This is a genomic window from Bradyrhizobium cytisi (assembly GCF_008123515.1).
Lineage (GTDB): Bacteria > Pseudomonadota > Alphaproteobacteria > Rhizobiales > Xanthobacteraceae > Bradyrhizobium > Bradyrhizobium cytisi.
In genome coordinates this window covers 81,967-93,840 of the sequence record NZ_VSSR01000018.1, presented here as the reverse complement: position 1 = coordinate 93,840, position 11,874 = coordinate 81,967, and the positions used below count along the sequence as shown (strand labels likewise).

Genomic DNA, 11,874 nt, shown 5'->3' with positions numbered 1-11,874 from the left:
TTTGCCCACCCTACGGCACCGTGTGCGAGAGCAGCCCCTACGCCACGCTCTCCAAAAACGCCTCTTCCGCGGCGTGGACCGCATCCGGCGTGCCGACATGCATCCAGACGCCGTCGAGGCGGAGGCCGAACAGGCGCTCCTGCTCATTGGCGCGGTCGAACATCTTTGTCAGCGAGAACTCGCCCCGCGGTGCGTCCGCGAAGATCGTCGGCGACAGAATGGCCGCGCCCGCATAGACGAACGGGACGATCTCCTTTTCCTTGCGCTTGCGCAGCGCCCCGTCGGGCAGCATGCCGTAGTCGCCGCGGCCGCTATAGCCGATGCTGGTCGCCGTCGGCGCCATCAGCAGCAGGATGTCCATGCGCTCGGGGTCGAAGTTTTCCGCAAGCCGCGCCAGATTGGAGCGCACGCCGTCGATCCACAGCGTGTCGGAATTGACGTGGAAGAACGGCGCATCGCCGAGCAGCGGCAGCGCCTTGACCACGCCGCCGCCGGTGCCGAGCACCTCGTCGCGCTCGTCCGAAATGGTCACGTGCGGATGCTGGCGCGTCGCGGTGTGATTGATGATCTGGTCGGGCAGATAGTGCACGTTGACCACCGCCTCGGTCACGCCGGCCAGCGCGAGCTTGTCGAGCACGTGGTCGAGCAGCGGCTGGCCGGCCACCGGCACCATCGGCTTTGGCATCGTATCCGTCAGCGGACGCATGCGCAGGCCGAACCCTGCGGCGAGCACCATGGCTTTGGTCGGCTTGACGGACATGCTTCGCTTTCTCGAACCTCTGAAATTCGCGCTTGCAGCAAACCTAGCACGGACCGGAGTCGGCCGCACCGCATCTCAACGGCCTTAACCACCCGCCGTGACGTTTGTACGACGTGTGTTGCCGTCACGCCCCGACGGCCGTGGAGCGCGCCTTTTTCTTCTTCTCGCCTTGCTTGAGGAAATTGACGCCGATCTGGTCGCCATTGACCCAGGCCAGTTCACAACGCCGGTACGCTAACCCGGTGGACGACAATACGAGAAAAAATTCCTTCAGGTGCAGGCCTTCGACCGAACCGTCGATGGTCAGCTTGGCGCCGCTCTCGGAGACGTCCTCCATGGTGCATTCGCGCCGCCATGTGCCGTCGATCCCCATCATCTGGGCCGGCACCCCACGTTCGAAAACAACCCTGCTGTTCCCGCGCTGGTCCGTCTTGACCGCCATGTGCCCTTGCTCCAGCCCCGATTTGTCCGGCTGCCCGCGGGCGATGATACCGGTGCGATGGCTAACAGCCGGTAAACCGGTTCGGGCTCAGGATTGGGGCGGCGGAACGTTAGCGAGATACCAGTCGCGCAAATGCTCAAGCGCCGGATGCGCCAGCGAGCGCTGCAGATAGGTCCAGATCCGCGGCTGGTGGCGCAGATAATGCGGCTTGCCGTCGCGGCGGTTGAGCCGGGCGAAGGTGCCGAGCAGGCGCGTGTTGCGCTGCGCCGACATGATGGCATAGAGCTCGGCAAAGTCGGCCGGATCGAAGTTTGCATCGTCAACGCGGCGCGCCTTGATGTAGCGCGACAGCAGCGTCAGCTCGAGGGCTTCGGGCACGTCGACGCGGGCGTCCTGCAGCAGCGACACCACGTCATAGGAATGCGGTCCGAGCACGGTGTCCTGGAAGTCGATCACGCCGACGCGCGCCATGCCGGTTCGTTCCGCGAGCCAGATCAGATTCGGCGAATGGTAGTCGCGGATGATCCAGGTTCTTGGCGCGGCCAGCGGCTTCTTCAGTAGCTCGCGCCACATCGCGAAGAACTCCGCGCGCTTCGCCTGGCTCAGCGGCGCGTTGCGATCGGGCAGATACCATTCCGGCATCAACCCGATTTCAATCAGCAGCGCGTCGGTGTCCCAAGCGGGAATGGCATGGGTTTGCCCATCCAGCGGCAGCGTCTCCGGCAGCGTCTTGCCGTGCAGCACGGCCAGCACGTCGGTCGCGGCTTCATAGCGCTCGGTGATCGGGCGCGGCGGATCGCCTTCGATCACGCCTTCGCCGCCGAAATCCTCCGAGATCAGGAAACCGTGGTCGAGATCGACATGGTGGATTGCGGGCGCCGAGATGCCTGCCGCGCGCAGGCCTTCGTCGATGGCGACGAACGGCTTGATGTTCTCCGCGAGATGCACCGCGGCGCTGTAGGATTTGCCGTTGTAGATCGCGGCGCCATCGGGGCGCTGCGGCGAGTTCATGAGGATGACGACGCCGTCGTCGCGGATCAGCCGCGCATAGGAGCGCGTCGAGGCATCGCCGGCCATGCGCTTGCGGCCTGCGTCGATATAGCCGGACGCATCGAGGAATTCGCGCAGCGCCTTCAGCCGCGCAACGGTCGTCGCCCCCTTGCCACAGCCGGCGATGTCGGCGGCCCGTGCGTTCGAGCCCAGCGCCGGGCGATGCGTCAGCGCGATGTCGATGCGGTCCGCGGGCATCGCCGACGGCGCACGCTCCGGCCATTCGATCAGCACCAGCGTGGCCTCCGGCAGCGGCGACAGCCCGATCTCCTCGAGCTCGCTCTCGTCCTCGACGCGATAGAGGTCGGCATGCATCACGGCAAACGCCGGCAGCTCGTAACCCTGTACCAGCGTGAAGGTCGGGCTCGGCACTTCCAGCTCTTCGTCGCCGGCAAGGTAACGGATCATGGCGCGGGCCGCGGCAGTCTTGCCGGCACCGAGATCGCCGGTGAGCGTGATGACATCGCCCGGGCCGACCAGCAGCGCGAGATCGGCCATCAATTGCGCGGTCGCCGTCTCGTTGTGAAGCGCGACGGAGAATGTGGCCGGCGCAATCATTCGGCGGCGTCGCGATGCGCCGCCCGGTCGGTCGGGAAGTCGCAGATCACGACCGTGCCTTTGCCGGCGGCCGAATCCACTTGCACCTTGCCGCCGTGCAGCTCGACGAAGGAGCGCACCAGCGACAGCCCGAGCCCGGCGCCGCGATGACGCGAGCCCTGCGAGCGGCTCTCGAACCAGTTGAACACCTTGTCCTTCATGTCGGCGGGTATTCCAGGACCGGAATCTGTCACAATGAAGACCACGCTGCGCTCGGTGCGGCGCGCGCTGATCCCGACCGTGGAATCCTGCGGTGAGAAGCCGACGGCATTGGCGAGCAGATTATAGAGCACCTGCACTACGCGCTTCTCGTCGCCGACGAAGCTGCCGACATCGGGGGCGATCTCGACCTTGAGGCGGATGCGGTCGGTGGCGAGCCGGTCCTGGATGCCCTCGGCGGCGAGCTCGATGGTCTTGCTGACGTCGACCGGGCCGAGCTCCAGCTTCATGGCGCCGGCGTCGATCGTGGCGAGATCGAGAATGTTGTTGGTCAGAGCCAATAGCGCATTGGTCGATTTGGTGACGTAGTCGAGATATTCGGCCTGCTTCGGCGTCAGCGGGCCGGTCGAGGGATCGCTGAGGAAATGCGCGAAGCCGATAATGGTGGTGAGCGGCGAGCGCAGCTCGTAAGAGACGTGGTGGACGAAATCCACCTTCATCTGGTCGGCGGCCTCCAGCGCCTCGTTGCGCTCGCGCAACGCACGCTCGACATTCTCGGTGTCGGTGATGTCGAGGAAGGTCAGCATGGTAGCGCCGTCCGGCAGCGGCCGGATCATGCCGTCGAGCACGCTGCCGTCCTTGCGCTCCAGCTTGATCGGCACGTCGGCGCGGTTCTCGATCGAGGTGATGGCCTCGCGGATCTGCCGCCAGACGATTGGATCGTCGAACAGCTGGTGGCACCACCCCTCGACGGTCTGGATATGCGGCTCCTCGCGCATGGCGTCGTTCGACAGCTTCCACATGCGCAGGAACGCCGGATTGAACAGCTGTGCCCTGCCGTTGCTGCCGAACACGGCGACGCCCTCGGCGAGGCTGTCCAGGGTCTCGCGCTGGACCCGGATCATGCCGTCGAAGCGGCGGGCCAGCTCGAGGCTCTCGGTGACGTCGTCGAACAGATAGGTGACGCCGCCTTCGGGATTCGGCGTCGTGACGACCGACAGCGCGCGGCCGTCGGGCAGGTACCAGGTGTCCTTGGCGGCCTCGACCGCGCGATAGGCCTCGTGCAGCTTGGCCTTCCAGGCGCGGAAGTCCGGCTGCTCCGGCAGTTTGCGCGCGGCGCGGAGCTGGTCGAGCACGCTGGAATCGTCGGGATCGGCGTCGAGGAAAGTGCGGTCGAGGTCCCACAGCCGCCGGTAGGAATCGTTGTAGAAGGCGAGCCGGCGCTGGCCGTCGAACACGGCCACGCCGGAGGAGAGCTGGTCGAGCGTGCGGCGATGCGCCTCCGCCATTCGCACGAGGGCTGCGCTCAGCGCATCCGCTTCGCTGGCGTCGATCGCGACGCCGACATTGCCGTTGCCGACATTGACGGCGCGCACGTCGTACATGCGCCGCTCGCCGCCGGTCACGATCGGCAGCCGCGAGGTGAAGCTTGTGGCCTCCTTCAGGCTGCGCTCCATGGCCGTGCGGTCTGCGCTGTCAAGCAGCTCGAGCTTGCGCTCCTGGGCGTCGATGATGCTGGTCGCTTCCGTGGCGCGCACATAGGCCGGATTGGCAAAGGTCAGCGCGCCGTTCTCGCCCTTGGCCCAGATCGGCCATGGCGCGGCAGCGGCGAAGCCGCGCAGCATCTCGGTTTCATAGGAGAGCGCCTTGTAGCGCAGGTGGGTCTCGGCCAGATCGCGGCGCAGGCCTGAGAGCTCGCGAATCCGGACAATGGCCTGGCCGCCGATGGCGCGGCCGATCGCTTCCAGCGTGTGGCCGTTGGCGGTCGTCAGCGTGATCTGGAAGCCGTCACCGTGCTCGCGCAGCGCATCGACGGCGTGATCCATCTGCAGCGCCGGTTCCGGCGGCAGCCAGGTTCCGAAGGCGAGCACGCGTTGCGGCGACGAATCGCGCGGCAGCACCATCGCGATGTCGCCGGAGATCTGCGCGCGATCGTCGCCGGCCGGCCAGGAAATCAGGACCTGCGGTTCGGCGAACAGCAGCGCGCCGAAGCGGTCGGACTGCAGCTGGAGTTCCCTGATCCGCGCGCGCAAGGCTGCCTCAGTCTTGGCCTTGCCGACGCGTGTGCGCATCAACAGGATCGCGGCCACCACCGAGAAGCCGAGCAAAGCCAGCGCGGTGGCCAGCACCGCGAGTTCCTGCCGGTTGAAATCCAGCAATATCGAGAGAGTGTCGACGAGGTCGGCGGCCTCAGCCGGCGCAGCCGGCAGCAGCGCTGCGAGAGCGCCTCCCAATAAGCCGTTGCGCGCCAACGAAGTGCACGACAACAGCGTCCGACGCATCGACACGATCACGCCTGACATAGTTGCCCCAAGACCGCACGAATTTACGCGCGGCGACCCCCGCCGCACGCGAATCAAGCGACAATACCCTCACCGCGACTCCACCGGTAAGAGTCCAGACCGTGAACGCAAACGTGGTCTTACAAAAATGCGGGTGGCAAGGTTCCAGCCCACGTAGTTCTGCGGGATGATTTGGTTGAGATTGCCGCGCGTTAGCGGCCGGTCGAGCCGAAGCCGCCGGCGCCGCGGTCGGTCGAGGACAGCGTCACTACCGGAACCAGCGCGGCCTGGACCATTGGCGCGATCACCATCTGCGCGATGCGCTCGCCCCGCTTGATGACGAACGGCGCGGCGCCATGGTTGATCAGGATCACCTTGATCTCGCCGCGATAGTCGGCGTCGATCGTGCCGGGCGAGTTCAGCACGGTGACGCCGTGCTTGGCGGCAAGCCCCGAACGCGGCCGCACCTGGGCCTCGTGCCCAGGCGGCAGGGCAATCGCAAGCCCGGTCGGCACCAGCGCATATTGGCCGGGCGCAAGCGTCATCGGCTCGCTGTCCGCCACCGCCGCCATCAGGTCGAGGCCGGCGGCCTCCGTGGTCTGATAGGCCGGCAGCGGCAGGCCTTCCGCGTGGGGCAGGCGCTGCAGTTCGACCGTGATTGTCGTGCTCAAGATGCCGGCTCCAGGGGTTTGTCGGTCACGCTTTTCACGATATGAGCGACCAGTTCGGTGGCGACCTGTTCCTTGGTCATCGCCGGCCAGGAATCAACTGCGATCTCGCCGTTGTTCTCAGCATTCTTGCTGATGAGGTGCACGGTGTTGCGGTCGCCGCCCATCACGCCGGTGGCGGGCGAGACATCGTTGGCGACGATCCAGTCGCAGCCCTTGCGGGCGAGCTTTGTCTTGGCGTTGTCGATGAGATGCTCGGTCTCGGCGGCAAAGCCGATCACCAGCGGCGGGCGCTTCTCGGCGAGCTTGGAGATCGTGGCGAGGATGTCGGGATTCTCAACCAGCTGAAGCGGCGGCATGCCGGCCGAGGACTTCTTCAGCTTCTGCTCGCCTTCATTGGCGACGCGCCAGTCGGCAACGGCGGCGGCGAAGATCGCGATGTCGGCGGGAAGCGCAGCCTGCACCTGCTCCAGCATTTGCCGGGCCGATTCCACATGCTTCACCGTCACGCCCTGGGGATCGCTGAGGTCCACGGGGCCGCTCACCAGGATCACGTCGGCGCCGGCGGCCTGCGCGGCGGCGGCGATGGCAAAGCCCTGCTTGCCGGAGGAGCGGTTGGCGATATAGCGCACTGGATCGATCGGCTCGTGGGTCGGACCTGCGGTGATCAGCACGCGCTTGCCGGCGAGCGGGCGCGGCACCGGCGGCCGCAGCAGCCGCTCGGCGGCGGCCGCGATCTCGATCGCCTCGGACATGCGGCCGACGCCGGCTTCGCCCGCTTCGGCCATCTCGCCGGAGTTGGGGCCGATCAGCAGGACACCGTCACGCTGAAGCTGCGCGACGTTGCGGCGGGTCGCCGGATTGTTCCACATCAGCGGATTCATCGCCGGCGCGATCAGTATATTGCGGTTGGTCGCGAGCAGGATGGCGCTGGCGAGATCGTCGGCATGGCCGTTGGCCATCTTGGCCATCAGATCGGCGGTGGCCGGCGCCACCACGATCAGGTCGCAGTCGCGCGCGAGACGGATGTGGCCGGCGTCGAACTCGCTCTGGGGATCGAACAGATCGGTGTAGACGCGCTCATGGGAGAGGGCGCTGACCGAGAGCGGCGTGACGAACTGCTCCGCCGCCCTGGTCAGCACGCAGCGAACCTCGATGCGCCGCTCCTTCAGCCTGCGGATCAGGTCGAGCGACTTGAAGGCCGCGATCCCGCCGCCGATGATCAGGGTGATGCTGGCCTCGGGGACGGCGCTGGCGCGAGGGGACGCGGCCGCAGGGGATGCCTCGGGCGGCACCGCAAACGGCGTCAGCGGCTCCTCGCGGCCCTCGATCAGCTCCCGCAGGATGACCCGGACCTCTTCCTCGACCGATCTGCGGTTCTTGGCCGAACGCAGTCGCAGATAGGTTTTGACGTGTTCGTCGAGCTTGCGGATGGTCAGGCTCGCCATGACGCCTCTCCAGCACGGAATGATATCGATGCTATCACTCACATGATTGCAGTGCAATCATAGATTCCGGACGGCGATCAGGATGCCGATGAAGGTCACTGCGATGATCCAAAGCGCCACGGTGCGCCAGCGGTTCTTGCGGCCCTCGCTGCGCCCCATCGCGGCGATGCTCTCCGGCGACAGCCGGACGCCCTCGCGCGTCATGGTCTCGAGCTGCTCGATCACCGCGACCGAGCGCGCAGCAAGATCCGGGAGGCGCATCAGGATGCGGGCGAGGTCGCCGCCCCCCGCGAGGGCTCCCTGCACCCGGCCGATCGGTCCGAGATTGCGCTCGATCCATTCGCGCACCACGGGATCGGCGACCTTCCAGATGTCGAGCCTGGGATCGAAGCCGCGCGCCACGCCCTCGACCACGACCATGGTCTTCTGCAGCAGGATCAGCTCGGGCCGCGTCGTCATGTCGAACAGGCCGGTGACCTCGAGCAGCAGCGTCAAGAGCCGCGCCATCGAGATTTCCTCGGCGGTGCGGTTGTGAATGGGCTCGCCGATGGCGCGGATGGCCTGCGCGAAATTCTCGACCGAGTGATGCGCGGGCACATAGCCCGCCTCGAAATGCACCTCGGCGACGCGGCGGTAATCGCGGGTGATGAAGCCGAGCAGGATTTCGGCGAGGAAGCGCCGCTCCTTCATGCCGAGCCGGCCCATGATGCCGAAATCGACCGCGACAAGGCGCCCCGTATCATCCAGGAACAGGTTGCCCGGGTGCATGTCGGCGTGGAAGAAGCCGTCGCGCAGCGCATGGCGCAAAAAGCTCTGGATCACCTTGCGGCCGAGATCGGGCAGGTCGACCTGGGCTTGTGCCAGCCGCTTGTGGTCGTTCAGCGCGATGCCGTCGATCCACTCCATCGTCAGCACGTTGTGCGTGGTGCGGTCCCAGTCGACGGCCGGCACGCGGAAATCAGGATCGTCGCCCGTGTTCTCCGCCATCTCCGACAGCGCAGCCGCCTCAAGCCGCAAATCCATCTCCATCGCGACCGAGCGCGACATGGTGTTGATGACTTCGATCAGGCGCAGCCGCCGCGCCTCACTCGAGTAAGCTTCGGCCTTGTGCGCGACGAAGAAGAAATCGGAGAGATCGCGGCGGAAGCGCGCGGCCACGTGCGGCCTGAGCACCTTGACCGCGACCGCCTTGCTGACGCCGTCACGCAGGACCTCGCCGCGATGCACCTGCGCGATCGAGGCGGCCGCGACCGCCGGGCCGAAGCTCACGAAGACGTCCTTGAGCGGCCGTTCCAGCGACGTCGCGATCGCAGCTTCCGCTTCGGCTTGTGGGAACGGCGGCAGGCGGTCCTGAAGGCTTTCAAGGTCGCGCGCCATCACGACGCCGACAACGTCGGGCCGCGTTGCCAGGAATTGTCCGAGCTTGAGATAGGCCGGGCCCATCCGGGTCAGCGCGCGCGACATCCGCGGGCCATCCTTCGGGCCGCGTCGCTCGATGACGCGCGCAAGCTTCAGCGCAAGCTGTCCGGGCGGCGGCACCAGGCTCGGATCGACGGAGCCGAACACGCCCTCGCGCGCGAACACGAATGCGGCGCGGATCAGGCGCGAAATGTGAGTGATGGCAGAAATCACAAACGCCAGCCCGAATGCAGTGCGACGATGCCGCCGGTCAGGGTCTGAAAGCCGACGCGGGAGAAACCGGCGTCGCGGATCATGTCGGCGAAGGTGTTGGGCTTCGGAAACTTGCGGATCGATTCGACGAGATATCGGTAGGATTCGGCGTCGCCCGTCACCATGCGCCCGAGCGGCGGGATCACCTTGAACGAGAACAGATCATAGATCTTGTCGAGGCCGGGCATCTCGACGGTGGAGAATTCCAGGCACAGAAAGCGGCTGCCGGGCTTGAGCACGCGATAGGCCTCGCGCAGCGCGTTGTCGATCTGGGGCACGTTGCGAATGCCGAAAGCGATCGTATATGCGTCAAAGCTGCGGTCGGCGAAGGCGAGCGCTTCGGCATTGCCTTCGACGAAATCGACCTGGGTTTCGAGATGCCGTTTTGCGGCACGTTCGCGACCCACCGCCAGCATGTCGGAATTGATGTCGCAGACGGTGGCATGGAAGCCCGGACCTGCCGCCTTGGCGGCCCGGAACGAGATGTCGCCGGTGCCGCCGGCAACGTCGAGCAATGCAAACGGCCGGTCGCCCCGCGGCGGATTCAGCGCGTTGATCATGATGTCCTTCCAGACCCGGTGCAGGCCGCCGGACATCAAATCGTTCATCAAATCATAGCGCGACGCCACGCTGTGAAACACATCGTTCACCAGCGTCTGCTTGTCCCCCAGGGGGACGTCTTTGAAGCCAAAATGCGTGGTTTCGCCCGGCCGATCCATTACTCTACTCCACGACGCCGACCATAGCGCGGCCGCCGCAATGGCGCTATCACACCGCCCTCATAAGGTGAATGCCTGACCATGCCTGAATTGCCCGAAGTCGAGACTGTCCGCCGCGGCCTTCAGCCCGTCATGGAGGGTGCGAAAATCGTTGTCGCGGAAGCCCGCAGGCCGGATTTGCGGTTTCCGTTCCAGCCGGATTTCGTGGCCCGGCTCCAGGGACAGATCGTCACGGGCCTCGGCCGCCGTGCAAAATATCTCATGGCGGATCTCGCCTCCGGCGACGTGCTGTTGATGCATCTGGGCATGTCGGGCTCGTTCCGCGTCATCAAGCCGGACAACGAGGCCGCGCCCGGCGAGTTTCATTATCCAAGGGGCAAGGACTCCGCGCACGATCATGTACTGTTTCGGATGTCCTCCGGCGCCGACATCGTCTTCAACGATCCACGCCGCTTCGGTTACATGAAAGTGATCGCGCGGAGCGCGCTCGACCAAGAGCCGTTGCTGCGCGATCTTGGCCCAGAGCCGCTCGGCAACGAATTCGATTCCGCGATGCTGGCGCGCGCCTGCGCCGGCAAGACCACGACCCTCAAAGCCGCGCTGCTCGATCAGCGCGTGGTCGCAGGCCTCGGCAACATCTATGTCTGCGAAGCCCTGCACCGCTCGCATCTGTCGCCGCGCCGGATCGCCGCGACGCTGTCGACAAAGGCCGGACAACGCAAGGGCAATGGCGGGGGCGAGCCGACGGATCATGCCCAGAGATTGGTCGGTGCCATCCACACCGTGTTGAACGATGCGATCAAGGCCGGCGGCTCGTCATTGCGCGACCATCGCCAGACCTCGGGCGAGCTCGGCTATTTCCAGCACTCATTCAAGGTCTACGACCGCGAGAGCGAGAAATGTACGACGCCGCGCTGCGGCGGCACGATCAAGCGCTTCACCCAGAACGGCCGCTCGACCTTCTGGTGTCCGAAATGTCAGAAGTGAGAATCAAGCGAGTGGCCAAGGGGGCGGTGAGTGTCTGCTAGCCGATATACCAACCGCAATCGTCATTGCGAGGAGCGCTTGCGACGAAGCAATCCAGAGTCTTTCCGCGGAAAGATTCTGGATTGCTTTGCTGCGCTCGCAATGACGGAGGATGGAGCGTCCGTACAACGCGAAGCGAAGCAATCCGGCCGGGCTGGTGGCCGGATTGCTTCGTCGCTTGGGCTCATTCACCGGACAGCGAGGAGTCCGTCTGCGGCCCTGGCCGATCGCCCCGCTCAGGACGCCAGAGTCGTGATCTCGTCCGCCGAAATTTCGGCAGCGGCATGCAGCATTCCGTCTGCCGCCGACATGACCTGATCGATCAGCATATTGCCGGCGGAGAGCTCGAGACGGGTCTCGATCCAGCGCCAGAGGCTGCGGATCTCCTCGGTCGACTTGCCGTTCGGCGCGAATTCGCTGACCGCAAGGCCTGAGGCGAGCGAGTCCTGGTGATCGTTGCGCATCACGATCAGCGGGCGCGCGAGCACGTCGGCGAGATCGAGCGCGGCTTCCTCGGCGAGCGCGTTGGCGGCGTTGTCGATGCGCTGGCCACGGATCGGCGTCTGGTTCAGCACGAAGCCAAAGGGCCGCTTCCAGGCGCGCGCCACGCTGAGGGTCGAGACGGTCGCCTCGATGTCGGCGACGCTCGGGCGGGCCGGGATCAGGCAGAGGTCGGAATGGCGGATCGCGGCGGTGGTGGCGGCGCTGAGGCCGGCCGCGGTGTCGACGATCGCGAGCTGGAGCCCGCTCTCGGCCAGCATCTTCAGGCGCGGCTGGATGTCGGCAGCGTGATAGATCGGCTCGACGACGATATCGTCATTGTTGCGGCGGCGCTGCCAGTTGGAGAGGGTGCCCTGCGGGTCGGTCTCGATCAGGCGGACGGTGAAGCCGGCCTGCCTGGCCGCCAGCGCGAGGCCGATGGCGAGGGTGCTCTTGCCACTGCCGCCCTTTTGGGTGGCGAGTACGATCGTATGCATTGGAAGATGATTCCTTTGGAGTGCCTGGGTCTAGGATAACGCCACGCGAACGTGCATCGCTTCTCGATGCTGAGC

The 11,874-nt window shown here is 65.9% G+C and carries 10 protein-coding genes; 1 reads left to right on the top strand and 9 read right to left on the bottom strand.

The genetic code is table 11. From position 1 onward, the window contains the following. Window positions 1-37 precede the first annotated feature (37 nt). The 8 genes from FXB38_RS11445 to ubiE form a co-directional block, all read right to left on the bottom strand. Window positions 38-760 (bottom strand): nucleotidyltransferase family protein, encoded by a 723-nt coding sequence (locus FXB38_RS11445; protein WP_148750957.1) that lies wholly within the window; start codon window positions 758-760, stop codon window positions 38-40. A gap of 124 nt (window positions 761-884) precedes the next feature. After that, window positions 885-1,202 carry a PilZ domain-containing protein gene (locus tag FXB38_RS11440; RefSeq protein ID WP_148750956.1) on the bottom strand — a complete coding sequence of 106 codons (318 nt, stop codon included), beginning with the start codon at window positions 1,200-1,202 and terminating at the stop codon, window positions 885-887. Between the two features lie 87 nt (window positions 1,203-1,289). Beyond that, window positions 1,290-2,810, bottom strand: a complete 1,521-nt coding sequence (tsaE, locus tag FXB38_RS11435) for a tRNA (adenosine(37)-N6)-threonylcarbamoyltransferase complex ATPase subunit type 1 TsaE (protein ID WP_148750955.1) — start codon at window positions 2,808-2,810, stop codon at window positions 1,290-1,292. After that, complete coding sequence (locus FXB38_RS11430; protein WP_148750954.1) at window positions 2,807-5,311, bottom strand: sensor histidine kinase; 2,505 nt, start codon at window positions 5,309-5,311, stop codon at window positions 2,807-2,809. The genes tsaE and FXB38_RS11430 overlap by 4 nt, the downstream gene beginning before the upstream one ends. 191 nt (window positions 5,312-5,502) lie before the next feature. Beyond that, window positions 5,503-5,961 carry a dUTP diphosphatase gene (gene dut, locus FXB38_RS11425; RefSeq protein ID WP_148750953.1) on the bottom strand — a complete coding sequence of 153 codons (459 nt, stop codon included), beginning with the start codon at window positions 5,959-5,961 and terminating at the stop codon, window positions 5,503-5,505. Further along, complete coding sequence (gene coaBC, locus FXB38_RS11420) at window positions 5,958-7,406, bottom strand: bifunctional phosphopantothenoylcysteine decarboxylase/phosphopantothenate--cysteine ligase CoaBC (RefSeq protein WP_148750952.1); 1,449 nt, start codon at window positions 7,404-7,406, stop codon at window positions 5,958-5,960. Before coaBC ends, dut begins: the two co-directional genes overlap by 4 nt. Before the next feature lie 57 nt (window positions 7,407-7,463). After that, window positions 7,464-9,038 (bottom strand): 2-polyprenylphenol 6-hydroxylase, encoded by a 1,575-nt coding sequence (gene ubiB, locus FXB38_RS11415; RefSeq protein ID WP_148750951.1) that lies wholly within the window; start codon window positions 9,036-9,038, stop codon window positions 7,464-7,466. Continuing rightward, the gene (gene ubiE, locus FXB38_RS11410) at window positions 9,035-9,796 is read right to left on the bottom strand and encodes a bifunctional demethylmenaquinone methyltransferase/2-methoxy-6-polyprenyl-1,4-benzoquinol methylase UbiE (RefSeq protein WP_148750950.1); all 762 of its coding nucleotides are present in this window, start codon (window positions 9,794-9,796) and stop codon (window positions 9,035-9,037) included. The genes ubiB and ubiE overlap by 4 nt, the downstream gene beginning before the upstream one ends. An 81-nt stretch (window positions 9,797-9,877) precedes the next feature. Between ubiE and mutM the strand changes: the two genes are divergently transcribed. Further along, complete coding sequence (gene mutM / locus FXB38_RS11405; protein ID WP_148750949.1) at window positions 9,878-10,783, top strand: bifunctional DNA-formamidopyrimidine glycosylase/DNA-(apurinic or apyrimidinic site) lyase; 906 nt, start codon at window positions 9,878-9,880, stop codon at window positions 10,781-10,783. Window positions 10,784-11,058: 275 nt separating this feature from the next. Here mutM and FXB38_RS11400 read toward each other — a convergent pair whose 3' ends face one another. Further along, window positions 11,059-11,799 (bottom strand): ParA family protein, encoded by a 741-nt coding sequence (locus tag FXB38_RS11400; RefSeq protein ID WP_148750948.1) that lies wholly within the window; start codon window positions 11,797-11,799, stop codon window positions 11,059-11,061. Window positions 11,800-11,874: the final 75 nt, after the last annotated feature.